Source organism: Streptomyces sp. NPDC048606, from assembly GCF_040650855.1.
GTDB lineage: Bacteria > Actinomycetota > Actinomycetes > Streptomycetales > Streptomycetaceae > Streptomyces.
In genome coordinates this window covers 1-25,208 of the sequence record NZ_JBEZIB010000037.1, presented here as the reverse complement: position 1 = coordinate 25,208, position 25,208 = coordinate 1, and the positions used below count along the sequence as shown (strand labels likewise).

Below are 25,208 nucleotides of genomic sequence, written 5' to 3'. Positions count from 1 at the left end.
CCGCTCGGGCGCGTGGGGCCGTACCTTCAGGGTTGGCGGCCGACGGGGTACGTAAACGCTCCGACGCCGGTGACTTCCCCGAGCGGAGTACTGGCGGGGGCCGGGGCGGGGTCGTTCGCGCCCGCCGCGCTGCGGTAGACGGCGCTGAAGGCGAGGGCGACCATGCCGAGCCCCATCACGAGGGCGAGCACCCAGGCGACCGGGCGGAGCCAGGGCGAACGGCCGCGGTAGGGGCGCAGGCTGCCGCCGTAGGCGCCGTAGGGGCCTTCGGCGTATCCGTAGCCGTAGTGGCCGGCCTCCCAGCCGGGGTCGTCGAGACCGTAGCCCTCCGGGGGGCCGTAGTCGTCCTCCCCGGCCCAACCGCCGGCGACGCGGGCGGCCTCGGCCTCCGCGCGGGCGTGGTCCGCGGCGCGCTGGCGCTCGGCCGCGCTCGGTTCATGGATCTCGGCGTTCCGGACGAAGTCCTCGTCGAACACCACGGAGGCGAAGTCCTGATCCGCGCCTCCGCGGTCGTCGTCGGGCTCCCCGTCGTCCGGGAACGGCTTGCCCCCCACGTCGTCCGGCACGGGACCAGCGTAGACCTGGGGGGCGGCTTTGGGCAGGGTGCAATCCGGAATCCGGCCACACCGTGTTCGGGGTCCGGTTACCGGATGTGACCGTCGCCGGTGACGATGTACTTGGTGGAGGTGAGCTCGGGGAGGCCCATGGGGCCCCGGGCGTGCAGCTTCTGCGTGGAGATCCCGATCTCGGCGCCGAAGCCGAACTGACCACCGTCGGTGAAGCGGGTGGAGGCGTTCACGGCGACCGTGGTCGAGTCGACCAGCTGGGTGAAGCGGCGCGCGGCGGCCTGCGAGGTGGTGACGATCGCCTCGGTGTGGCCGGAGGTCCAGCGGCGGATGTGGGTGACGGCGTCGTCGAGGGAGTCCACGACGGCGGCGGCGATGTCGTAGGAGAGGTACTCGGCGGCCCAGTCCTCGTCGGTGGCGGGCAGGGCGGTGGCCCCGGTGCCCTCGGCGGCGGCCAGGACCCGCTCGTCGCCGTGGACGGTCACGCCGGCGGCGGCGAGGGCGTCGAGGGCGCGGGGCAGGAAGGCGTCGGCGATGTCGCGGTGGACGAGGAGCGTCTCGGCGGCGTTGCAGACGGAGGGGCGCTGGGCCTTGGAGTTGACGAGGATGTCGACGGCCATGTCGAGGTCGGCCTGGGCGTCGACGTAGACGTGGCAGTTGCCGGTACCGGTCTCGATCACCGGGACGGTGGACTCCTCGACCACGGTCTTGATGAGGGAGGCTCCGCCGCGCGGGATGAGGACGTCGACGAGGCCGCGTGCGCGCATCAGCTCGCGGACGGAGTCGCGGGACTCGCCGGGGACGAGCTGGATCGCGTCGGCGGGCAGACCGGCCTTCGCGATGGCGTCGCGGAGGATGCCGACGAGGGCGCTGTTGGAGGCGTAGGCGGAGGAGGAGCCGCGCAGCAGGACCGCGTTGCCGGACTTGAGGCAGAGGGCGGCTGCGTCGACGGTGACGTTGGGGCGGGCCTCGTAGATGATGCCGACGACGCCGAGCGGGACGCGGATCTGGCGGAGGTCGATGCCGTTGGGGAGGGTCGAGCCGCGGACGACCTCGCCGACGGGGTCGGGGAGGGCGGCGACGTCACGGACGTCGGAGGCGATGGCGGCGACGCGCTCGGGGGTGAGGGTGAGGCGGTCGATGACGGTCTCGCTGGTGCCGGCGGCGCGGGCCTTGTCGGTGTCGACGGCGTTGGCGGCGACGATCTCGTCCGTACGGGCCTCCAGCGCGTCCGCGATGGCCAGCAGGGCCGTGTCCTTGGCGGACCGCGGGAGTGGGGCGATGGTCGCGGCGGCGGTACGGGCCGCTGCGGCGGTGGCGAGGACGGGGGAGGTCGCGGTGGCGTCGTCGAGCGAGGTCATGCGGCCAGGGTAATCCCCGGCCGGCCCGGCCCGGCCGGGATTCCACCCCGCGAGACGCCCGGGCCCGCGGGGCGCGGGCCGCCTCCGCCGGACGGGGGCCCGGACGGCACGGCCCGGCGCCCGGAGCCCCGGCCGGGCCGGGCCGGGCCGCCCGAGCCTGACTGCCGCCCGAGCCCGACCGCCGCCCGTGCCGGACGGATCCCTCGCGGCGACCACACGCCGACCGGTACTCGGTACCCCGCCCGCCGGACGACGCCCGCCGGACGGAGTCCGGCGCAGCGGCACGAAGCCCGTGAGGCCCCCGGGGGCCGAGCGGCGCGAGCGGCGCGTCAGGACGGCACAGCCCGGCGCGGCGGCGCGAAGCCCGCGAGGCCCCCCGGGGCCGAGCGGTGCGAGCGGCGCGTTCAGTAGGGGTGCACGCCCACCGGGTGGGCCGGGGGTGGGCCGTAGCCTTCCGCGACGCGTTGGTGATAGGTCGCGCGGCCGATGACCTCCAGGCCGACGATCTCCCACGGCGGCAGTTGCGCCGACGACCGGTGTTCGCCCCACAGCCGCAGGGCGACGGCGGCCGCGTCGTGGAGGTCGCGGGCCTCCTCCCAGTACCGGATCTCCGCGTGGTCGTCGGCGTACCGGCTGGTGAGGAGGAAGGGGTGGTCGTGGGCCAGTTGTTCCAGTCCGCGTCGGACCTCGGACAGCGGGGCCGGCTTGCCGGACACGCTGAGGGTGACGTGCCAGAGCCGGGAGACGTCGGCGACGTCCTCGCCGGGTCCCTCGTCACCGTCCCCCGTGCCGACGCTGGTCAGCGCTCGTCTCACCAGCCGCCTCCTGTCTGCGCTACGCGTGTCCGCCCCTCACAGTTGACCAGTCCCGGGCTCCGCGCGCGGTGGTTTTGCCGAACCTCAGCCTTCGAGCAGCACGAGATCGTCGCGGTGGACGACCTCGCGCTCGTACGCGGGTCCGAGCTCCCGGGCAAGCTCGCGGGTGGAGCGGCCGAGGAGCTGCGGGAGTTCCTTGGCGTCGAAGTTCACGAGCCCCCGGGCCACGGCGCGCCCGTCGCAGGAGCGCAGTTCCACGGGGTCGCCGGCGACGAAGTCGCCCCCGACGGCGGCGATGCCCGCGGCCAGCAGGGAGCTGCCGCGTTCGGTGACGGCGCGGACGGCGCCGTCGTCGAGGACGAGGTGTCCCTGGGGGGTGGAGGCGTGCTGGAGCCACAGGAGCCGGTCGGCGGAGCGGCGGCCGGTGGCGTGGAAGTGCGTACCGGTCTCGCGGCCGGCGAGGGCGGCTGCGGCCTGGCCGGCGGAGGTGAGGACGACGGGGATGCCGGCGGCGGCGGCGATGCGTGCGGCCTCGACCTTGGTGACCATGCCGCCGGTGCCGACGCCCGCCTTGCCGGCGCTGCCGATGGAGACGTGGGCGATGTCCTCGGGACCGCGCACCTCCTCGATGCGGGTGGTGCCGGGCAGGGACGGGTCCCCGTCGTAGAGGCCGTCCACGTCCGAGAGGAGGACGAGGAGGTCGGCGCGGACGAGGTGGGCGACGAGGGCGGCGAGCCGGTCGTTGTCGCCGAAGCGGATCTCGTCGGTGGCGACGGTGTCGTTCTCGTTGACGACGGGCAGCGCGCCCATCTCCAGGAGCTGGTCCAGGGTGCGGTAGGCGTTGCGGTAGTGCGCGCGCCGGCTGGTGTCGTCGGTGGTGAGGAGGACCTGGCCGACGCGGATGCCGTAGCGGGCGAAGGAGGCGGTGTACCGGGCGACGAGCAGGCCCTGTCCGACGCTGGCGGCGGCCTGCTGGCGGGCGAGGTCCTTGGGGCGGCGGCGCAGGCCGAGCGGGGAGAGTCCCGCGGCGATGGCGCCGGAGGAGACCAGGACGATCTCCTTCTCCCCGCCGCTGCGGGCCTTGGCCAGGACGTCGACCAGCGCGTCCACGCGATCGGCGTCGAGGCCGCCCTCCGCCGTGGTCAAGGAGGAGGAGCCGACCTTGACCACGATCCTGCGGGCGTCCACGACACCTTGCCTAGCCGCTGACACGTCTTTCCCCTTGCCCCTCGCCCGGCGCGAAACCTCTGTCCGCCCCAATCTACGGGGTGCCCCGCGCGGGCCGCCGCCGGGTTTCAGACCGTGGACGAGGTCCGCGGGGGCTCGGCCCGGGCGGGCTCGGGTCCGGTGCCCGGGATGAGGATCCGGCGGGAGAGGAGGAAGGTGAACGGGATGGCCACGACGGCCGCGACCAGCGGCGCGATCCGGGTGTCCATGCCGACCCAGCTCACCAGGACGTAGAGGCCGGCCGACTGGATGACGTAGTTGGTGACGTTGGTCAGGGGGAAGAGGAGGAACTTCTTCCAGGTGGGCCTGGTGCGGTAGGTGAAGTAGGTGTTCATGAAGAACGACCCGATCATCGACAGCACGAACGCCAGCGTGTAGGCGGCGAAGTACGGCAGGTGGGGGTGGAGCAGCAGGTACAGGGCGAAGAAGGTGCCGGTGTTGACCCCGCCGACGAGGGCGAAGCGGAAGACCTGGCCGAGCTGGTCCCGTCTGGAGGGTGTGGTCATCGGCCGCCGCGCTCCACGATCACGGGCTGCTGCGCCTGGCCGGTGCCCCGGTTCCCGGCCGCCGTCGCGCTCGCGGTCACCGTCGCGTCCGCCGTCGCCGTCGCGGCCTCGGCGCCGGGCGTGCGGCGCGCGCCGTGGGCCTCCTTGACCAGGAAGTGGGGGCGGCGCTTGGTCTCGTAGTAGATGCGGCCGATGTACTCGCCGATCAGCCCCAACATGATCATCTGAACGCCGCCGATGCCGGCGATCATGGCGACGAGCGTGACGTAACCGGGCGAGTCGATGCCGTTGGTGATCGCCATCACGGTGATCCACAGCGCGTACAGGCCGGTGAGGCCCACCAGCGACGCGCCGAGCCAGATGCCGATGCGCAGCGGGCGGTTGTTGAAGGAGATCAGCCCGTCCATGCCGTAGTTCAGCAGGGCGCCGAACTTCCACTTCGTCTCGCCCGCCTCGCGCTGCGCGTTGCGGTAGTCGAAGTGGACGGTGTCGAAGCCGATCCAGGAGAAGAGGCCCTTGGAGAAGCGGTTGTACTCGGGCAGCGCGAGGAGGGCGTCCACGGCCGGCCGGGACAGCAGCCGGAAGTCTCCGACGCCGTCGGTCAGCTCGACGTCGACCCAGCGGTTGACGCCCCGGTAGTAGAGGCTGCTGAGCGCGGAACGGACCTTCTTGTCGCCCTCGCGGGTGCGGCGGGCGATGACCTGGTCGTGTCCCTGGCGGTAGTGCTCCAGCATGGTGGCGATCAGCTCCGGCGGGTGCTGGAGGTCCGCGTCCATGATCACGACGGCGTCGCCGGTGCTCTCGCGCAGACCGGCGAGCATGCCGGCCTCCTTGCCGAAGTTGCGGCTGAAGGAGACGTAGCGCGTACGGTCTCCGTGTTCGGCCGCGATCTTCCGGAGCTTTTCGAGGGTGCCGTCCCGGCTGCCGTCGTCGACGTAGCAGACCTCGTACTCGACGGGCAGGGCGTCCAGGACCCGGCGGATCTCGACGTCGAAACTGTCGATCACTGCTTCTTCGTTGTAGCAAGGGACAACTACCGACAGCTTGGTCATGAGCACTTCCTGCTGGGTCCGAACGGGTGATTGTCGGCGACCGGACCGGCCACTCACCTCTTCCTTAGAAGTATGCACGCCGGCGGTCGGCCTGCCCGAGTCGCGTGCGGCACACGGTAGCTTTGACTGGATAAGCGGAATGGAACGAAGGGATCGAGGTGCACGTGCCTGACGTCTCCGTGGTCGTCATCGTCTACAACGACGCAGAGCGTCTGCCGACAGCCGTCCGGTCGGTTTTGGACCAGACTTTGCGCGGGGTCGAAGTCGTGATCGTGGACGACTGCAGCAAGGACCGGTCCTTCGCGGTCGCCCAGGAGCTCGAAGCGGCCCATCCGGGCAGAGTGCGCGCCTTCAGGCTGCCCGAGAACAGCGGCGGGTGCGGGGCTCCCCGCAACCACGGCATCCGGCAGGCCACCGGCACCTACGTCATGTTCCTGGACAGTGACGACGTGCTGGAGCGCAACGCCTGCCGCAACATGCTGGCCGCCGCCGAACGCACCGGGTCCGACCTGGTCTCCGGCATGTGCGTGCGCGTCCACCTGGACAACAGGTGGGGCAAGACGACCGAGTGGTACCCGTGGATCTACGCGCGCACCCGCACGCTGGAGTCGATCACCGAGTACCCGGACCTGCTGGTCTACGACACCCTCTCGACCAACAAGTGCTACCGCCGGGCCTTCCTCCTGGAACAGGGGCTGGAGTTCCCGGTCGGCATCCACTACGAGGACCTGCTCTTCTCGGCTCAGGCCTACGTCGCCGCCCGCCGCATCACGCTGATCCCGAACCACGTCTACTACTGGAACGTGGTCGAGAAGGCCGCCGACAAGTCGATCAGCAACCGGCGGCACGAGATCGCGAACTTCGTCCACCGGATGGAGATCCACCGCCGGGTCGACGAGCTGCTCGCGGCCAAGGGGCACACCGCGATCAAGTCCGCGAAGGACGCCAAGTTCCTCAAGCACGACCTGGTGCTGCACCTGCGTGACCTGCCGCTCCTCGGCGACGCCTACCGCCAGGAGTTCGCCCGCCTCGCCAACGGCTACCTGGCGGGCATCGACCCGGCGGCGTACGAGAACGTCAACCACCTCCAGGCGATCTGCGCCTACCTCCTGAGCAAGGAGGACTGGGACAACCTGATCCCGGCCGCCGACGCCATGACCAACCGGGGCCGGCTGTCCTCCCCCCTGGCGGAGCGCGACGGGCGCGTCTACTGGTGCGCCGCGCACCTCGACGACGCCGAGGGCCGCCGGATACTGGACGTCACCGACCAGGGTTTCCACACCACCCCGCTCGCCTCGCTGACCGTGGGCAACCGTCTGACCTCCTACGAGGACGACGGGCGCGGCACCGTCACCCTGTCCGGCGTCATCGTGAACCCCCTGGGCCGCATCCAGGAGGACACCGAGCTCAAGGCCACGCTGGAATTCCGGGCCCGCCGACAGATCGGGGTGCGTTCCTTCTCCTTCCCGGTGTCAAGCGTGCGCCACGCCGGTGACACCATCGAGTGGACCGCGACCGCCGACGTCGCGGGCACCGTACGCCCCCTCGGCATCATCGACGCCGTCTGGGACGTCCGCCTGAAGCTGACGGCCGGCGCGGACCGCGTGACGACCCGCGTCTCGGTCGGCGGCGTCGACCTGGAGAACGCCGCCCGCCTGCGCGTGCGCCCGCGCCTGACCCGGCTGGTCTCCGACCGCTTCGAGCCGGAGATGACCAAGAAGGGCAACCTCTCCTACGTCCTGGCCGCCGAGGGCTCCGCCGCCGTCCGCACCCAGACGCTCATCGGCAGCGCCATGCACGGCAAGGCGGCCGGCGTCGTCAAGCGCGGCCTGCGCCGGGCGCTGCGGGCCAAGCGCAACCTCGGCTCCGGCGAGCAGAAGGTGCAGGTCTACCACGAGGTCTTCTCGAAGCTGCCGATCAAGAAGGGCACGGTCGTCTTCGAGAGCCACATGGGCAAGCAGTACAGCGACAGCCCGAAGGCCATCCACGAGGAGATGGTGCGCCAGGGCGTGCCCTTCCAGGCGATCTGGTCCTACGCCGGCGGCAAGCCGACCGGCTTCCCCACCGACGCCACCCTCGTGCGCCGCTGGAGCTGGGCCTATCTGCGGGCGCTGGCGCAGGCCGAGTACTGGGTCGACAACCAGGGCTTCCCGCTGGCGCTGACCAAGCGCCCCGGCACCACGTACATCCAGACGTGGCACGGCTCCGCCCTCAAGCGGATGGGCTTCCACGAGCCGCGCACCAAGGCGCAGGGCAAGGCCGGACAGGACCGCTTCCAGGCGGCCGTCGACCGCTTCGACCACTTCCTGATCCGCTCCGAGCACGACACCCGCACCCTCGCCAAGGGCTTCCGGCTGCGCGACGAGGTCCTGCTGCGCACCGGCTACCCGCGCAACGACGCCCTGGTCGCGGCGCACGCCGCCGAGGCGCAGAGCGGGGAGCGGGTGCGCGGACCGCTCGCCGCCGAGCTGGGCATCGACCCGGACAAGAAGGTGCTGCTGTACGCGCCGACCTTCCGGGCGGGCGCCGACGGCACCGTCGAGGGCTTCGAGTTCCCCTTCGACGTCGAGGAGTTCGCCGACCGGCTCGGCGACCGCTTCACCCTGCTGGTGCGCACGCACTACCTGAACAGCGTCTCGCTGCCGCCCTCGGTCGCGGGCCGGGTCCTCGACGTGTCCCGCCACCACGACATCACGCCGCTGCTGGCGCTCGCCGACGGGCTGATCACCGACTACTCGTCCGTGATGTTCGACTACGCGGTGCTGGACCGGCCGATGCTCTTCTTCGCGTACGACTACGAGAAGTACTCCACGGACATCCGCGGCACGTACTTCGACCTGAAGGAGAAGGCGCCCGGCCCGGTCGTGGCCACGGCCGACGAGCTGATGCAGGCCGTCGCGGCCTTCGACGAGGCCGACGCCAAGTACGCCGAGTCCCGTCAGCGCTTCCTCGCCGAGTTCGGCGAGTACGACCGCGGGGACGCCGCGCGTCGGATCGTCGAGAAGTTCTTCACCAGGAGCGGCAAGTGAGCCAGGAGACCGCCGGCGCGGGCGGCCGTGACATCTTCATCGTCTCCAACAGCGTGGACGAGCTCGGCGGCGTGACCACCTGGTCGCACCAGATGGCCCGGCTCTTCACCGACCGCGGCCACCGGGTGCGGCTCGTCGGCATCGCCCCCGTCGCCGACGAGCTGCGACAGCGGCTGCCGGCCGACCTGCCGTACACGATGACCACCCTCTACGACACCCACCCGCCGAAGGCGCGCAGGCTGCACGGCATCAAGGGCCGCCTCAACGCCCCCGAACGGCGCCGCCAGTCGGCCCGCCGGGCGCGGATGCGCGACAAGGCCGAGCAGCTCAGCGCCATACTGCGGGCGGCGGCGCCCGGCGGCGTGGTGATCGTCACCCAGGTGTGGGCGATGGAATGGGTCGCCCTCGCCGACACCAAGGGCCTGTCGGTGATCGGCATGAGCCACGAGTCCTTCGAGGCCAGCCAGAAGTCCACCCGGGGCGAGCGGGTCCGCCGCTTCTACCCCGAGGTCGACCGGCTGCTGGTGCTGACCCCGGAGGACGCCGACCTGTGGATCCGGGCCGGCATGGAGAACGTCGACAGCATGCCGAACCCGCTGCCGTTCATGCCGGACTCCCCCGCCCCGCGCACCGACAAGGTCGTCGCGAGCATCGGCCGCCTCGCCTTCGAGAAGGGCATGGACCTGCTGCTCGACGCGTGGGCGGACGCCGTCCCGCACCACCCCGACTGGACCCTGCGGATCTACGGGGCGGGCATCGAGGAGCCGGCCCTGCGGGCCCACTGCGCCTCGCTCGGCCTGGAGGAGTCCGTCGAGTGGATGGGCAGCACCGACGACGTCCTCGGCGCGCTGCGCGGGGCCTCCGTCTTCGCCCAGGCCTCCCGCGCGGAGGGCTTCCCCATCACCCTGCTGGAGGCGATGGCGGCCGGCCTGCCGGTGGCCGCGTTCGACTGCGCGCCCGGCGTGCGGGAGATCGTCCGCCACGGCGAGGACGGGCTGCTGGCCCGCCTCGGCAACACCATGGAGCTCGCCGCGCACCTGGACGCGCTCATGTCGGACGCGGACCTGCGCGACCGGCTCGGCGACACCGGCTTCGCGAGCGTGCGCCGCTACTCCAGCGCGGAGATCACCGACCGGTGGGAAGGGCTCTTCGCGTTCCTGGAACGCTGAGGCACCGCGGAACGCCGAGGCACCACCCGTACGTGCGACCGCCCGCCCCGGAATCCGTTCCGGGGCGGGCGGTTTCGCGTACGGGGCTCAGCCGCGGCGGTTGGCCTGCCAGCCCGCCCACGCCGAGGTGATCATCTCGCGGACGTCGTGGCGCGCCTTCCAGCCCAGCTCGGAGGCGATCCGGTCGGCGGAGGCGACGACCTTCGCCGGGTCGCCGGGGCGGCGCGGGGTCACGACGGGCGCGTGCGCGTGCCCGGTGCCCGCGTTCAGCAGCTCGACCATCTCCTTGACGGAGACGCCCTCGCCGCGCCCGATGTTGACGGTGAGGTCCTTGTACTCCCCGGCGGCGCCCCACTCGGCGAGCCGGCGGGCGGCCACCACGTGGGCCTCCGCCAGGTCCTCGACGTGGATGTAGTCGCGGATGCAGGTGCCGTCCGGGGTCGGGTAGTCGTCGCCGAAGATCCGGGCGCCCTCGCCGGCGTCGTAGCGCTCGAAGACCATGGGGACCAGGTTGAAGACCCCGGTGTCGGCCAGCTCGGGGGTGGCCGCGCCCGCGACGTTGAAGTAGCGCAGACAGGCGGTGGAGATGCCGTGGGCCTTCCCCGCCGCCCGCACCAGCCACTCGCCGGTGAGCTTCGTCTCCCCGTACGGGCTCAGCGGCGCGCACGGGGTCTCCTCGGTGACGAGGTCCACGTCCGGCATGCCGTACACGGAGGCGGAGGAGGAGAAGAGGAAGTTGCGCACGCCGGCCTTGGCCACCGCGCCCAGCAGGACCTGGAGGCCCTCCACGTTCTCGTGGTAGTAGTACAGCGGCTTCTCGACGGACTCGCCGACCTGCTTCTTGCCCGCGAGGTGCACCACGCCCGTGATGTGGTGGCGCTCGAAGGTCTCGTCGAGGATCAGCCGGTCCAGGACCGAACCGATCACCAGCGGCACGCCCTCCGGAACGCGGTCCTCCCGGCCCGTGGAGAGGTCGTCCAGGACCACGACCCGCTCACCCGCCTGCAGCATCGCGCGGACGACGTGCGCGCCGATGTACCCGGCGCCACCGGTGATCAGGAATGTCATGCGTATCTCCCCAGCTCTAGCGTGACCTGCGCGTGCGGGCGCGGTCGAGACGGTTGCGTACGAAAGTCAGCGCGCCCTGGGCTCCGGGCGCGAGGCGTACCCCCAGCACGCCCGCGGCCGTCCGGTAGGGCTGCGCCAGCAGAACACCGTACCGGCTGCTGGGCAGCGCCCGTCGGCGGAGCAGTCCACCCGTGGGGCGCAGTGAGGTGAGCCGGGAGCTCCCGTCGGCGCAGCGCACCTCCACCCGGACGTCCCAGGCCTGCATGCCGCGCAGGCCCCGGCGCCGGCCCACGCCGGCCAGCGCGGCGAGCCGGAAGGGCACCTCGGCGCTCCACCCGTCCCCGTCGGCGGCGGGCACCAGCTCGACCGGCGGCAGCACGACGGGCTCGCCGCCGGCGCGCGGGGGGAAGCTCAGGCGTACGGTGGTCGGCCCGGCCCCGGCGAGCCGCCCGTAGAGGTCGCGCACCCGCAGCCGTACGGCCGCTCCCCCGGCGGGCCCGGCGTCGACGGCGACGGGCAGCTCGGCCAGGGGCAGCGCGTCGAGCCCGTCCAGCGGGACCGGCAGGGCCTCGCTCCACACGGGCCGCCCGGCGGCGTCCCCCGCGTACGGCGGCGGCAGCCGGTCGGGCTCGGCGGCGAGGGCCCGCAGCCGGTCCACGTCGGCGGGCGGGGCCGGGGCGGCGAGCAGCACCCGGGCGATCCAGCGGGCGCGGGCGGGAGCGGCCTCGACGTCGGCCCCGTCGAAGCCGGCGAGGTAGTCGCGGGTCAGGGCCCACCAGGCGGCCCGCCGCTCGGGGTCGGCGGACAGCTCGCGCAGGTACATCCGCAGGTCGTAGTCGAGGAACTTGACCCGGCAGGCGCGGCCCAGCTCGGGGGAGGCCGCCTCCAGGGTCGTGGCGGCGGTGCGGTGGGCCTCGACGCGGGAGCGCCAGTTGCCGACGTCGGCGCGGGCCAGGGAGATCGACACCTGGGCGGCGCGCCGGCGCACGTGCCAGACGTAGACGAGGTCGCCGACGACGGCGATGCGGGGCGCGGCGGCAAGGACCCGGGAGGTGAAGACGAAGTCCTCGTAGACGAACCGGCCGTCGGGGAAACGGATCGCGTGCGCGTCCAGGAAGGCCCGCTCGTACAGCTTGTTGACGCAGAGGGTGTCCCGCACCAGCTCCGGCCGGTCCAGGGGCCGCTCGATGACCTCGCCGGGCGTGTAGAGGTCGGGCAGCCACGGCACGTCGCGGCCCTCGGGCAGCTCGCGCCGTACGCACGCCCCCACGGTGACCGGGGCGCGGTGGAGTTCTGCAGCCCGCACGAGGGCGGCCACGGCGCCGGCGGGCAGGACGTCGTCGCTGTCGAGGAAGAGGACGTACGGGGCGGAGGCGGCGGCGATCCCGTCGTTGCGCGGGGTGCCGCAGCCACCGCTGTTCGACTCCCGACGCACGACCCTCAGGCGCGGATGGGCCGCGGCCAACGCGTCCAGCGCCTCGGCCGTACCGTCCGAGGAGGCGTCGTCCACCGCGATGACCTCGGCGACGACCGGCCCCTGGGCGAGGGCCGACGCGACGGCCTCGCCCACGAGCCCGGCGTCGTTGTACGCGATCACGACCACGGAGACGGCGGGGGTGTCACTGCTGGAATCGCTGCTGCTCACCCGAAGGATCCTAGGCGAACGGGGTAAAGCCGGTTTCAACACCGGGGCCGGTCCGGCGCCGGTGCCGTTCGACGCCGGGCTCCACGGCGAACGGCGCCGCCCCGAGGGGTCGGCGCCGTTCGCGCGGGGCACGGGAGCGGATCAGAAGGGACGGAACTCGTCGTACTCCTGCTGCGCGCTGTCGCCGCGGCGCGCTTCCTTCTCCTTGCGGCGCTGCGTGGCCGGACGCGGAGCCTCCATGCGGTGGTCCTCACCGCGACGGCCCAGCATCTCGGCGCCGGCCATCATGGTCGGCTCCCAGTCGAAGACGACCGCGTTCTCGTCGGAGCCGATGGCCACGCCGTCGCCGGCGCGGGCACCGGCCTTCTTCAGCGCGTCCTCGACGCCGAGGCGGTTGAGGCGGTCGGCGAGGTAGCCCACGGCCTCGTCGTTGTTGAAGTCGGTCTGACGCACCCAGCGCTCGGGCTTCTCGCCGCGCACCGTGTACACGTCCTCGACCTCGTCATAGGTGACGGTGAAGCCGGCGTCGTCCACGGCCTTCGGGCGGATGACGATGCGGGTCGCCTCCTGCTTGGGCTTGCGGGAGCGGGCCTTCGCGACGACCTCCGCGAGGAAGTACGACAGCTCCTTGAGGCCCGTACGGGCGACCGCGGAGACCTCGAACACCTTGTAGCCGCGGGCCTCCAGGTCCGGGCGGACCATGTCCGCGAGGTCCTGGCCGTCGGGGATGTCGACCTTGTTGAGGACGACGAGGCGGGGACGCTTCTCCAGACCGCCGCCGTAGATCTTGAGCTCCTCCTCGATCACGTCGAGGTCGGCCACCGGGTCGCGGTCGGTCTCCAGGGTGGCGGTGTCCAGGACGTGCACGAGGACCGAGCAGCGCTCGACGTGGCGCAGGAACTCCAGGCCGAGGCCCTTGCCCTGGCTGGCGCCGGGGATCAGGCCGGGGACGTCGGCGATCGTGTAGACGGTCGAGCCGGCGGTGACGACGCCCAGGTTCGGGACGAGGGTGGTGAAGGGGTAGTCCGCGATCTTCGGCTTGGCGGCGGAGAGCACCGAGATCAGCGAGGACTTGCCGGCGCTCGGGAAGCCGACGAGCGCCACGTCGGCGACGGTCTTGAGCTCCAGGACGATGTCGCCGGTCGTACCGGGGACGCCGAGGAGCGCGAAGCCGGGGGCCTTGCGGCGGGCGGAGGCCAGCGCCGCGTTGCCGAGACCGCCGCGGCCGCCCTCGGCGGCGACGTAGGTGGTGCCCTGGCCGACGAGGTCGGCGAGGACGTTGCCCTGCTTGTCGAGGACGACGGTGCCGTCCGGCACGGGCAGGACCAGGTCCTGGCCGTCCTTGCCGGAGCGGTTGCCGCCCTCGCCGGGCTTGCCGTTGGTGGCCTTGCGGTGCGGGCTGTGGTGGTAGTCCAACAGGGTGGTGACCGCCTGCTCCACCACCAGGATGACGTCGCCGCCACGGCCGCCGTTGCCGCCGTCGGGGCCGCCGAGCGGCTTGAACTTCTCCCGGTGAACGGAGGCGCAGCCGTGGCCTCCGTTACCCGCGGCGACGTGCAGCTCGACGCGGTCCACGAAGGTGGTCATGGTTGTTCCTCCAGATACATACGGGAATGTCCCGGGCAGGCCTTGCTGCCCATTAAACGTGCCTGAGCGTGTATATGTGCCAACGCGCCGAGGGCGGACCTCTCTTCCCGGCTCGCGCCGGGAAGAGTTGAGATCCGCCCTCGGGAAGTTACGTACCGCTGTTCAGCAGGAGCTGATCAGGCGGCCGGAACGATGTTGACGACCTTGCGGCCACGGTGCGTGCCGAACTGCACGGCACCGGCCTGCAGCGCGAACAGCGTGTCGTCGCCACCACGACCGACACCCGAACCCGGGTGGAAGTGGGTGCCGCGCTGGCGGACGAGGATCTCGCCGGCGGAAACGACCTGACCGCCGAAGCGCTTCACGCCGAGCCGCTGAGCGTTGGAATCGCGCCCGTTCCGGGTGGACGATGCGCCCTTCTTGTGTGCCATGTCTCAGTCCCTCTTACTTCGCAGCCGTGGGGATACCGGTGACCTTGATCGCCGTGTACTGCTGGCGGTGACCCTGGCGACGGCGGTAGCCGGTCTTGTTCTTGTAGCGCAGGATGTCGATCTTGGCGCCCTTGTGGTGGTCCACGATCTCGGCCTGAACCTTGATCCCGGCCAGCACCCACGGGTCGCTGGTCACGGCGTCGCCGTCGACAACGAGCAGGGTCGAGAGCTCGACCGTGTCGCCAACCTTGGCAGTGGAAATCTTGTCAACCTCAACGATGTCGCCGACAGCAACCTTGTGCTGGCGACCACCGCTGCGCACGATGGCGTACACGCGGATCTCTCTCTCACTCGGGACGGATGCTCCTGAAGCCAGCCGCTCACGCGGGCCGGGGCCCACGGTGATCCGGAATTGGACGAGCGGCCTCTCCCGTGCCCGGTCCGCTTGCGCGGGCGGTGCGGGAGGAAGGTGCTCAGGAGCGCGACGCACGCTGAACGGGTAATCGTTCAAGACACGCCGACGGTCTAGGTTACGGGGCCGGTTCCGGAGGGTCAAACCGGGCCCCGCGGGGCCGTGGACCCCGCCCGGGGGCGGGGTCCACGGTCACGGGACGGTCAGGCCTCGGTCGGAGCCGTGACGGACGGAGCGCTCTGCTCCGCCGCCGCGGTCTTCTTCGTGGCCCGCTTCGCCGTGGTCTTCTTGGCCGTCGCCTTCTTGGCGACGGTCTTCTTGGCCGCCGCCGCCTTCTTGGCGGGGGCCTTCTTCGCCGCGGTGGTCGCCTTCTTGGCCGGGGCCTTGCGGGCGGCCTTCTTGGCCGGGGCGGCGGGCTCCTCGGCGACGGCCTCGTCGGCCTTCGCCTCGTCGACCTTCGCCTCGGCCGGCTCGACCTCGACCGCGGGGGCCTCGACGACCACGACGGCGGCCTCCGCGGCGCCCGCCGGAGCGGTGGCCTTGCGGACGGCGCGACGGCGCGGACGCGCCGGGGCGGCCTCCACGACGGGCTCCGGCTCCGCGACGGCCTCCGCGACCGGCTCGGGCTCGACGACCGGCTCCGGCTCGACGACGGTCTCCACGACCGGCTCCGGCGCCGCAGTCGGCTCCACGACCGCGGCGGTGGCCTTGCGGGTCGCCCGGCGACGGGTACGGCCCTTCGGCGCGGCCTCCTCGACCGGGGCGGCCGGCTCGGCCTCCGCGACGGCCGGGGCGACCGGCTCGGCCACGGGCTCCACCACGGCGGGCGCCTCGACAGCGGCCTCGGCGACGAACTCGGCGGCCGGCTCCAGGACCGTGTCGGCCGGCTCGGTCACCGGCTCGGCCTCGGCGGGAGCCGGGGCCTCGGTCCGGGCGGCCGGCGCGGTACGGGCCGCACCGCGCGGGGCGCCCGCCGGAGCGGTGGCCTTGCGGGTGGCGCGGCGACGGTTGCGACGTCCGCTGACGCCGGCGGCGGCCTCGGCCTCGGCGGGGCTGCCGTACAGCTCCTCGCCCGGGACGAACTCCGGCTCCGGGAGGGCGCGCGGCGCGGCGATCTCCGCGGCCACCTCGGCCTCGGTCTCCGCCTCGACCTCGAACGCGTCGGTCTCGACGGTCTCGATCGCCTCGACCTCGTGCTCGTGCTCCGCGGCACGACCGCCGCGACGCTTGGCACGCTTGCCGTTGCCGCCGCCACCGATCGCGGTCGGGGTCTCCATGTGCACGATGACACCGCGACCGTTGCAGTGGACACAGGTCTCGGAGAAGGACTCCAGCAGGCCCTGGCCCACCCGCTTGCGGGTCATCTGGACCAGGCCCAGCGAGGTGACCTCGGCCACCTGGTGCTTGGTGCGGTCGCGGCCCAGGCACTCCAGCATCCGCCGCAGGACCAGGTCGCGGTTGGACTCCAGGACCATGTCGATGAAGTCGATGACGACGATGCCGCCCAGGTCGCGCAGCCGCAGCTGGCGCACGATCTCCTCGGCCGCCTCCAGGTTGTTCCTGGTGACGGTCTCTTCGAGGTTGCCGCCCTGACCGGTGAACTTGCCGGTGTTGACGTCGATGACGATCATCGCCTCGGTCTTGTCGATCACAAGCGAGCCGCCCGAGGGCAGCCACACCTTGCGGTCGAGCGCCTTGGCGAGCTGCTCGTCGATCCGGTACGTCGCGAAGACGTCGACCTCGGAGGTCCAGCGCGACAGCCGGTCGGCCAGGTCCGGGGCCACGTGGTTCACGTAGCCGTGGATGGTCTCCCAGGCGGTGTCACCGCTGACGATGACCTTCGAGAAGTCCTCGTTGAAGATGTCGCGCACGACGCGGACGGTCATGTCCGGCTCGCCGTACAGCAGGCTCGGCGAAGAGGTCGTGATCTGCTTCGACTTCTTCTGGATGTCCTCCCACTGGGCCTGGAGGCGCTCGACGTCGCGACGCAGCTCGTCCTCGCTCGCGCCCTCGGCGGCGGTGCGCACGATGACGCCCGCGTCCTCGGGGACGATCTTCTTGAGGATGGTCTTCAGGCGCGCGCGCTCGGTGTCGGGCAGCTTGCGGCTGATGCCGGTCATCGAGCCCTCGGGCACGTAGACCAGGTAGCGGCCGGGCAGCGAGACCTGGCTCGTCAGGCGGGCGCCCTTGTGGCCGATCGGGTCCTTGGTGACCTGCACCAGGACCGACTGGCCGGACTTGAGGGCGGACTCGATGCGGCGCGGCCCGTTGGCCATGCCGAGCGCCTCGAAGTTGACCTCACCGGCGTACAGGACCGCGTTGCGGCCCTTGCCGATGTCGATGAAGGCGGCCTCCATCGACGGCAGCACGTTCTGGACCTTGCCCAGGTAGACGTTGCCGACGTACGAGGTGGCCTCTTCCTTGTTGACGTAGTGCTCGACGAGCACGTTGTCCTCGAGGACACCGATCTGGGTGCGTTCGCCGGACTGGCGCACGACCATCACGCGCTCGACGGCCTCACGACGGGCCAGGAACTCGGCCTCGGTGATGATCGGCACACGACGACGGCCCTGCTCACGGCCCTCGCGGCGGCGCTGCTTCTTCGCCTCCAGGCGGGTGGAGCCCTTGATGGACTGCACCTCGTCGGACGGCTCGGCCTTCTCCCGGGCCGGGCGCGGCTCGCGGACCTTGACGACGGTGCGCACACCGTCCTCGTCGCCGGCCTCGGCGTCGACACCGGTGTCACCGCTGCGGCGGCGACGGCGACGGCGACGACGGCTGGAGGTGGAACCGAGGGCCTCCTCGGACTCCTCCTCCTCTTCCTCGTCGACCTCGGACTCGGCGGCCTCGGCCTCGACGTCGGCCTCGGCGTCCTCGTCGGCGGACTCGTCGAGGTCGGCGGACTCCCCGCGACGGCGACGACGGCCACCGCGACGGCGGCGGCGCGAGGGGCGCTCGCCCGACTCGTCGGCCTCGTCCTCGTCGAGCTCGGCCTCCTGCTCCTCTTCCACGGCCTCGACGTCGGCCAGGGACACGGGCGCGGCCGGCGCGGCGGGCGCCGCGGGAGCGGCGGCCTCGACGGCGCCGCGGCGACGGCGGCGACGGCCGGCCGGGCGGTCCTCGACGACCGGGGCCTGGGCCTCGACCTCGACGTCCTGCTCGACCTCTTCCTCCTCGGCCTCCTCCGCGCGCACCGCGGCGGCGGCGGCCGCGGCGGCGAGGGCGGCGGTCTCCGGGGTCTGGAACATCGGCTCGGTGAAGACCGGGGCCTGGAAGACCGCGACGGCGGGACGCGCGGCGCGGCGGGCGCCGCGCGCCGGGGCGGCGGGCGCCTCCGGCTCGGCGGCGGGACGCTCGGCGGCGGCCGGGGCGGTGCTGGTGCGGGTGGCGCGGCGGCGGCCGCCGCGCTTCGGGGAGTCGACGGCGTCGGCGACGGTGACGGAGCGCTTGGCGGGGGCGGCGGGCGCCTCCTCCCGGACGGCCTCCTCGGCGACGGGAGCGGCCTCCACGACGGGCGCGGCCTCGACCACGGCGGCCGGAGCCGCCACGGCGCGGGTGGCACGACGACGGGCACGCGGAGCCGGAGCGGCGACGGGCGCCTCCTCCTCCACCTCGACGGCGGCCGGAGCGGCCTCCACGACGGGCGCGGCCTCGACGACCGGCGCGGCCTCGACGACCGGCGCGGCCTCGACGACCGGCGCGGCCTCGACCACGGCGGCCGGAGCCGCCACGGCACGGGTGGCACGACGACGGGCACGCGGAGCCGGAGCGGCGACGGGCGCCTCCTCCTCCACCTCGACGGCGGCCGGGGCGGCGGCGGGCGCCTCGGGAGCGGTGGCGGCGCGGGTGGCGCGACGACGGGCACGCGGGGCCGGAGCGGCGACGGGCGCCTCCTCCTCCACCTCGACGGCGGCCGGAGCGGCGGCGGGCGTCTCGGAAGCGGTGGCGGCGCGGGTGGCGCGGCGACGGGCGCGCGGGGCGGGGGCGGCGGGCGCCTCCTGCGCGGCGGGCTGGGCGGCGGCCGGGGCCGGGTCCGGGGCGCTCTCCACGACGACGGCGGCGGCGGCCGGGGCGGCGGCGGGCGCGGCGGGGGCGGTCACGGCGCGGGTGGCGCGGCGGCGGGCGCGGGGCGCGGGTGCGGCCGGGGCCTCCTCGGCCACGGGCGCGGGCTCGGCGGCTGCGGGGGCCTGCGCGGGCGCGGCCTCGGCGACGCCGCCGGGGGGTCCGGCCGGCCGGGAGGCGGCGCGGCGACGCCTGCGCGGGGGCAGGTTGTCGCTGGGGCTGCCACTGTCGGCGGCGGGGGTGTTCTCGTTTTCGGTGTTGGGCATGCGGGCGGTTCTCCCGTCACGCTCCCGGGCGCCGCGGCTGACGTCCGGTCCGGCGCGGCCCCGCGCGAGGAGCGCGGAGCCGGCCTCCGGGGCGCGTTCGCCACACGGGAGCTGTAGTCCATGGCCGCCGGTTCCGTACGTGTTGTCCGTACGGCCTGGCGGAAGTCTTCAGGTCTGTGCGCTGCCCGACCCAGGTGGCTCCCGAGTGCCAGGGCGGCGCGACGACGACGATCCCTACGCGGCGGGACCTTCCGGCGCCTTCGCGTCGGCTGTCGCGGCGGCCGTGGGTGGGGCGGCCGTGACTGCCTCGCGGTCGGGCGCGAGCGGGTCGGTCACCGTGCCGGACTCCTCGTCGAAGAGCCCCTGCGCCAGCCTGGTCACCGCTGCGGGGACCGGCGGCGCCAGGTCGGCCACAGCTTGGAGACCGGACAGGACGTCGTCGGGTCGCACGGCAGGTGTCAAATGCCGAACAACCAGCCGCAGTATCGCACAGGCATTGTCCAGGGGCCTATCAGCCTGCGCGGGAAGCGCTTCCAGGCTGACGACGGCCCCGCGGGTGTCGAAGGTCCGCATGCCGTTCTTGGTGCGGCGTTGGACCTCGACGGTCTCGGCGGCGAGGAAGGTCTCGACGGCCGCGGCGGCGTCGGCGCTCTCCACTCCCTCCAGGCGCAGTTCCCAGACGGAGGCGGTGAGGCGGTCGGCGAGGCCCGAGGTGCGGGCCTCGACGGCGTCGACGATGTCGAGGCCGAGCGGCATCGACTCGTCGAGCAGGGCGCGGAGCTTCGCGGGGTCGCGGGGCTCGGCGAGGGCGATCTCCAGGTACTCGGCCTCGCTGCCGGTGCCGGTGGGCGCGGCGTTCGCGTACGAGACCCGGGGGTGCGGGGTGAAGCCGGCCGAGTACGCCATGGGCACCTCGGCGCGGCGCAGGGCGCGCTCGAAGGCGCGCTGGAAGTCCCGGTGGCTGGTGAACCGGAGGCGGCCACGCTTGGTGTAGCGCAGTCGGATGCGCTGCACCACCGGTGCGGGAGGCGGGCCTTCGGGCTGTCGCTTGCCCAGTGGTTCTTCTCCTTGTGCGGGGCGTCGCGCTCGCGCGTCGCCCTGAGGTCTGGGGGCCGGCGGGCTCCGCCCGGCCCCCGGCTCACCCCCGCCGTGCGGGCGGGGAGATCTCGGGAGCGGGCGTGGGGCCTGCGGCTGTCGTACTACCCAGACTACGCGCCCGTGACCTCGCCGGTTCCCGGGGCGGGGCGCCGAACAGGGCCCGCCTTACCTCGGCGCGGGCGTCGCGGACGGCGGCGCGTGCCGTCCGCCACACCTCACGTACGACATGTCCGACAGGGGTGGCGACCCGTCGGTACGCCCAGGCGGCCGGCCGGGCGACGCAGCCGCGCCACAGCCATCGCAGTCCGCGCCCGAGCGCCCGGGTCAGCCGGCCGGCGAGGTGCCAGGCCCCGACGAGGAGGTGGACGAGGGGCAGGAGCACCCATCGGTACAGGAGTTCGAGCGGCGGCCCGAGGACGTACCGCCACAGAGCGGTCATCAGCCACAGCAGTCCCTTGCCGGTCGGTACGGCGACGTACCGCCACAGACCGCCCGCCAGCCACAGCAGCCCACGGCCCGTCGGCGCGACCACGTGCTTCCAGAGCGCGACCCACGGCCAGACGAACACGGCGGCGAACATCCTGGGCAGCAGCCACCTCAGCCCGCGCCCGAGCGGGGTGAGCACGTGCCGGTGGAGCCGGGCGAGGGGGCGCAGGAGGAGCAGGCGCAGCAGCCATCCGCCGCCGGATCCCAGGGGGAGGAGGACGTGGCGGCCGAAGGCGCGGATCACCCGGGAGAGTCCCCGGCCGACGGGGCGCAGCACCCGGCGGTGGAGGGCGGAGGCGGCGGGGGCGACGACGTGGCGCCACAGCGCGACCCACGGCCGGTGGAGGACGAGGAGCAGGAGGGGGCGCAGCAGCCGGTTCCACAGCCGACCCAGCAGCCAGGACAGCGCCGCGCCGGCGGGGCCCAGGACGTGGCGGTGCACGGCGCGTGCGGCCGCGACGAGGAGGTCCCAGACCACCCGTACGGGGAGGACCACCAGCACGGCGACGATCTTGATCGGCACCCGGAGCACGCCGACCAGGCACCCCTCACCACCGGGCGCGGGCCGCGCCTTCTCGATTCCCATGTGGACAAGGACACCAGAACGGCGCACTCCGTTGCACCGCCGGGTGACGAGCCCGCGCACGCGACGAGCCCCCCGCCGCGTGCGCGGTGGGGGGCTCGTCGGGAAGGCGGTGCGTCGCTACTTCACGACCGACAACGGCAGCAGCTTCTTGCCGGTCGGGCCGATCTGGATCTGCGTGTCCATCTGGGGACAGACGCCGCAGTCGAAGCACGGGGTCCAGCGGCAGTCCTCGACCTCGGTCTCGTCGAGGGCGTCCTGCCAGTCCTCCCAGAGCCAGTCCTTGTCGAGGCCGGAGTCGAGGTGGTCCCAGGGCAGGACCTCCTCGTAGGTGCGCTCGCGGGTGGTGTACCAGGCGACGTCGACTCCGTAGCCGGGCAGCGCCTTCTCGGCGGCCTGCATCCAGCGGTCGTACGAGAAGTGCTCGCGCCAGCCGTCGAAGCGGCCGCCGGACTCGTAGACGGCGCGGATGACGTCGCCGATGCGACGGTCGCCGCGCGAGAGGAGGCCCTCGACGATGCCGGGCTTGCCGTCGTGGTAGCGGAAGCCGATGGAGCGCCCGTACTTCTTGTCCCCGCGGATCTTGTCGCGGAGCTTGGCGAGGCGGGCGTCCGTCTCCTCGGCGCTGAGCTGCGGCGCCCACTGGAAGGGGGTGTGCGGCTTCGGGACGAATCCACCGATCGAGACCGTGCAGCGGATGTCGTTCTGGCCGGAGACCTCGCGGCCCTTGGCGATGACGTTGACGGCCATGTCGCCGATCTGGAGGACGTCCTCGTCGGTCTCGGTCGGCAGGCCGCACATGAAGTACAGCTTCACCTGGCGCCAGCCGTTGCCGTAGGCGGTGGCGACGGTGCGGATCAGGTCCTCTTCCGAGACCATCTTGTTGATGACCTTGCGCATGCGCTCGGAGCCGCCCTCGGGGGCGAAGGTCAGGCCGGAGCGGCGACCGTTGCGGGTCAGCTCGTTGGCCAGGTCCACGTTGAAGGCGTCCACGCGGGTCGACGGCAGGGACAGGCCCACCTTGTCGTCGGTGTAGCGGTCCGCGAGGCCCTTGGCGATGTCGGCGATCTCGGTGTGGTCCGCGGAGGACAGCGACAGGAGGCCGACCTCCTCGAAGCCGGTCGCCTTCAGACCCTTCTCGACCATCTCGCCGATGCCGGTGATGCTTCGCTCCCGTACGGGGCGCGTGATCATGCCGGCCTGGCAGAAACGGCAGCCGCGGGTGCAGCCGCGGAAGATCTCCACGGACATCCGCTCGTGGACGGTCTCGGCGAGCGGGACCAGGGGCTGCTTGGGGTAGGGCCACTCGTCGAGGTCCATGACGGTGTGCTTGGAGACGCGCCACGGAACGCCGGAGCGGTTGGGCACGACGCGGCCGATGCGGCCGTCCTCCAGGTACTCCACGTCGTAGAAGCCCGGCACGTAGACGCCGCCGGTCTTCGCGAGGCGCAGCAGGACCTCCTCGCGCCCGCCGGGGCGGCCCTCGGCCTTCCAGGCGCGGATGATCTCGGTCATGTCGAGGACGGCCTGCTCGCCGTCGCCGATGACCGCGCAGTCGATGAAGTCCGCGATCGGCTCGGGGTTGAACGCCGCGTGTCCGCCCGCGAGGACGATGGGGTGGTCGACCGTGCGGTCCTTGGACTCCAGCGGGATGCCCGCGAGGTCCAGGGCCGTGAGCATGTTCGTGTAGCCGAGCTCGGTGGAGAAGGAGAGCCCGAAGACGTCGAAGGAGCCGACCGGACGGTGCGAGTCGACGGTGAACTGGGGCACCTTGTGCTCGCGCATCAGTTCTTCGAGGTCGGGCCAGACCGAGTAGGTGCGCTCGGCCAGGACGCCCTCGCGCTCGTTGAGCACCTCGTAGAGGATCATGACGCCCTGGTTGGGCAGCCCGACCTCGTAGGCGTCCGGGTACATGAGCGCCCAGCGGACGTCACAGGACTCCCACGGCTTCACGGTGGAGTTGAGTTCACCACCGACGTACTGGATGGGCTTCTGCACATGCGGGAGCAGAGCTTCGAGCTGTGGGAAGACCGACTCGGACATCACGCGACTTTCGTGAAGCGGGCAGGGGGCGACTCTCTAGCGTACCCCGAGGGTCGCCGGCCCCCTCCCACGTGATCATTCCGGGGCCGGCCGCCCCGCCTTGGCGCGGGCCTTGGCCCAGACGTGCGGAAGTCGCCGCTCCAGGTCCGCGGTCAGGCCGGTCTCGCGGCCGTGGAGCACGCCCCAGGTGAAGGCGGACTCCCCGGCCGCTTCGGCCTCGACCGCCAGTGCGAGCAGGGCGTCCCGGGCGACGACGCCGTCGCGGTGCTCACCGAGCAGGGTCTGCACCTTCTTGGCGGCCTTGCCCAGGCGCCGGGCGGGTTTGCCGAGGGCGGGGGTGGCGGCCTCCGCCGCGTACCGGGCCCGCTTGGCGGCCTTGCGGGCCTCGTGCAGGGCCGTCTCGCGGGCCTCGCCCGCCTCCATGGCCAGGGCGGCGGCGACGCGGTCGGCGAGTCGGTCCCAGTCGCGCAGCACCGTCTTCGGCAGGACGCGCCGGGCGGGCCGGTGGGCGGCGGCGCGCAGCGGGGGGTCGGCGAGGAGGGCGTCGAGGGTGTCGAGGAGTCGCAGGTGGCGGGGGTCGTCGAGGGCGGCGAGGGCCCGGGGGCGGGTCTCGGCGCGGCGGGTGGCGTTCCAGGTGCCCACCCGGGCGCGGACGGGGCCGACGCACAGGGCGCGCGGGAGTTCCCCGAGTCGGGTGCCCAGCCGTTCGAGGAGGACCTCGCGGTCCCGGTCGGCGCCGAGTTCGCCGGCGAGCAGCCGCAGCTCGGCGCGGATCGGGTCGGTGGCGGCGCGGTCCAGGACCCGGCGGTGGGTGGCGAGCGCGCTGCGCAGCCGGCGGGTGGCGACGCGCATCCGGTGCACGGAGTCGGGCAGGTCGCGGCGTACGGCGGGGTCCTCGGCGACGAGGGCGTCGCGCTGTTCGCGCAGGTACGCCAACACGTGGGCGCCCGCCGTCCCGTCCGCGGGGCCGCGGCGCGGGCGCTCGGGCGCCCGCCCGCCGGTCTCGGCGAGGGCGCGGGCGAGTTTCGAGGGGGCGGCGGAGACCTTGAGCCCCGCCTTGCCGAACACCTTCTCGACGGCGTCGAGGAGGCCGGGGTCGACGCCGTCGGCGAGTTCGACCTCGACCTCGGTCCAGCCGGCGGTGGTGTCCTCGCGTTCGGCGGTGACGGCGTCGGTGCTCAGTTCGGCCAGGAGCGCGCCGTCGGCGTCGAGGAGGTGGCTGATCCGGCGGGAGGAGAGCAGCCGGACCCGGGGGCGCAGGTCGCCCTCGCGGACCCGGGAGCGGATCAGGGCGGCGAGGGGGCCCGGCACGGTGTCGGAGAGGTCGGCCCGGACCTCGTCGCGGACGCCGGGGGCGACGGGGAGTTTGAGGTGCCAGCCGGCGTCCTCGCCGCCGGTGCGGCGGCGCAGGGTGATCCCGTCGGCGGCGAGTCGGTGGTCGGGGGTGTCGTAGTAGACGGCGTCGAGTTCGGCGGTGCCCCGGTCCCGGACGGTCGCGATGCCGGCCGTGCCCGTCAGGTCCGGTACCCCGCGCCGCTCCGCCCCGGACTTCGTGAACTCGAATTTCCGCTCGATCTCGCGCTGCGTGTCCGCCATGGATCGAATCTAGTCCCGAACGGAGCGGGTCGCCGGGGCGAACCGCGCGGACGGCCGGTTCGCGCCGGCGTGCGCGCCGGACCGCGCCGCACCGCGCCGGGTGGGGACGGCGGCGGGGGGGGGGGGGGGGGCGCCCCCCCCCCCCCCCCCCCCCCCCCCCCCCCCCCCCCGCCCCCCCCCCCCCCCCCCCCCCGGAACGGGCGGGG

The 25,208-nt window shown here is 73.3% G+C and carries 18 protein-coding genes; 2 read left to right on the top strand and 16 right to left on the bottom strand.

Going from position 1 to position 25,208, the window contains the following annotated elements:
* Positions 1-26: 26 nt before the first annotated feature.
* The 6 genes from AB0D01_RS31700 to AB0D01_RS31675 all read right to left on the bottom strand — a co-directional run bounded on the left by AB0D01_RS31700 (position 27) and on the right by AB0D01_RS31675 (position 5,527).
* Positions 27-566 (bottom strand): hypothetical protein, encoded by a 540-nt coding sequence (locus tag AB0D01_RS31700; RefSeq protein WP_363061314.1) that lies wholly within the window; start codon positions 564-566, stop codon positions 27-29.
* 77 nt (positions 567-643) lie between these two features.
* Positions 644-1,927, bottom strand: a complete 1,284-nt coding sequence (locus AB0D01_RS31695; protein ID WP_363061312.1) for a glutamate-5-semialdehyde dehydrogenase — start codon at positions 1,925-1,927, stop codon at positions 644-646.
* Between the two features lie 404 nt (positions 1,928-2,331).
* Positions 2,332-2,730 (bottom strand): hypothetical protein, encoded by a 399-nt coding sequence (locus AB0D01_RS31690; RefSeq protein WP_363061408.1) that lies wholly within the window; start codon positions 2,728-2,730, stop codon positions 2,332-2,334.
* Between the two features lie 96 nt (positions 2,731-2,826).
* Positions 2,827-3,954 (bottom strand): glutamate 5-kinase, encoded by a 1,128-nt coding sequence (gene proB, locus AB0D01_RS31685; protein ID WP_363061310.1) that lies wholly within the window; start codon positions 3,952-3,954, stop codon positions 2,827-2,829.
* Between the two features lie 83 nt (positions 3,955-4,037).
* A complete protein-coding gene (locus tag AB0D01_RS31680) occupies positions 4,038-4,475 on the bottom strand; it encodes a GtrA family protein (protein WP_363061308.1) in 438 nt (145 codons plus the stop codon).
* The gene (locus AB0D01_RS31675) at positions 4,472-5,527 is read right to left on the bottom strand and encodes a glycosyltransferase family 2 protein (protein WP_363061307.1); all 1,056 of its coding nucleotides are present in this window, start codon (positions 5,525-5,527) and stop codon (positions 4,472-4,474) included. The genes AB0D01_RS31680 and AB0D01_RS31675 overlap by 4 nt, the downstream gene beginning before the upstream one ends.
* A gap of 158 nt (positions 5,528-5,685) precedes the next feature.
* Here AB0D01_RS31675 and AB0D01_RS31670 point away from each other — a divergent pair, with 158 nt between their 5' ends.
* Together AB0D01_RS31670 and AB0D01_RS31665 are read left to right on the top strand one after the other, a co-directional pair.
* Positions 5,686-8,556 (top strand): bifunctional glycosyltransferase family 2 protein/CDP-glycerol:glycerophosphate glycerophosphotransferase, encoded by a 2,871-nt coding sequence (locus tag AB0D01_RS31670; RefSeq protein WP_363061305.1) that lies wholly within the window; start codon positions 5,686-5,688, stop codon positions 8,554-8,556.
* Complete coding sequence (locus AB0D01_RS31665; protein WP_363061303.1) at positions 8,553-9,725, top strand: glycosyltransferase; 1,173 nt, start codon at positions 8,553-8,555, stop codon at positions 9,723-9,725. Before AB0D01_RS31670 ends, AB0D01_RS31665 begins: the two co-directional genes overlap by 4 nt.
* A gap of 87 nt (positions 9,726-9,812) precedes the next feature.
* Here AB0D01_RS31665 and galE read toward each other — a convergent pair whose 3' ends face one another.
* From galE to AB0D01_RS31615, 10 genes are all read right to left on the bottom strand, one after another.
* Positions 9,813-10,793, bottom strand: coding sequence for a UDP-glucose 4-epimerase GalE (gene galE, locus AB0D01_RS31660; protein ID WP_363061301.1), 981 nt, complete (start codon positions 10,791-10,793; stop codon positions 9,813-9,815).
* Positions 10,794-10,809: 16 nt separating this feature from the next.
* Positions 10,810-12,438: a glycosyltransferase gene (locus tag AB0D01_RS31655; RefSeq protein ID WP_363061300.1), complete on the bottom strand. Its 1,629-nt coding sequence runs from the start codon at positions 12,436-12,438 to the stop codon at positions 10,810-10,812.
* A gap of 141 nt (positions 12,439-12,579) precedes the next feature.
* A complete protein-coding gene (obgE, locus tag AB0D01_RS31650) occupies positions 12,580-14,025 on the bottom strand; it encodes a GTPase ObgE (RefSeq protein WP_363061298.1) in 1,446 nt (481 codons plus the stop codon).
* Positions 14,026-14,201: 176 nt separating this feature from the next.
* On the bottom strand, positions 14,202-14,456 hold the full coding sequence (gene rpmA / locus AB0D01_RS31645) for a 50S ribosomal protein L27 (protein WP_030027134.1): 255 nt from the start codon (positions 14,454-14,456) through the stop codon (positions 14,202-14,204).
* 13 nt (positions 14,457-14,469) lie between these two features.
* A complete protein-coding gene (rplU, locus tag AB0D01_RS31640) occupies positions 14,470-14,790 on the bottom strand; it encodes a 50S ribosomal protein L21 (RefSeq protein WP_030159347.1) in 321 nt (106 codons plus the stop codon).
* 281 nt (positions 14,791-15,071) lie between these two features.
* On the bottom strand, positions 15,072-19,196 hold the full coding sequence (locus AB0D01_RS31635; RefSeq protein ID WP_363061296.1) for an Rne/Rng family ribonuclease: 4,125 nt from the start codon (positions 19,194-19,196) through the stop codon (positions 15,072-15,074).
* 234 nt (positions 19,197-19,430) lie between these two features.
* The gene (locus tag AB0D01_RS31630; RefSeq protein ID WP_363061407.1) at positions 19,431-20,210 is read right to left on the bottom strand and encodes a TIGR03936 family radical SAM-associated protein; all 780 of its coding nucleotides are present in this window, start codon (positions 20,208-20,210) and stop codon (positions 19,431-19,433) included.
* A 124-nt stretch (positions 20,211-20,334) separates the two neighbouring features.
* Positions 20,335-21,366: a hypothetical protein gene (locus AB0D01_RS31625; RefSeq protein ID WP_363061294.1), complete on the bottom strand. Its 1,032-nt coding sequence runs from the start codon at positions 21,364-21,366 to the stop codon at positions 20,335-20,337.
* Positions 21,367-21,483: 117 nt separating this feature from the next.
* Positions 21,484-23,409, bottom strand: coding sequence for a TIGR03960 family B12-binding radical SAM protein (locus AB0D01_RS31620; RefSeq protein ID WP_363061292.1), 1,926 nt, complete (start codon positions 23,407-23,409; stop codon positions 21,484-21,486).
* A gap of 72 nt (positions 23,410-23,481) precedes the next feature.
* Positions 23,482-25,002: a CYTH and CHAD domain-containing protein gene (locus AB0D01_RS31615; protein ID WP_363061290.1), complete on the bottom strand. Its 1,521-nt coding sequence runs from the start codon at positions 25,000-25,002 to the stop codon at positions 23,482-23,484.
* Positions 25,003-25,208 lie beyond the last annotated feature (206 nt).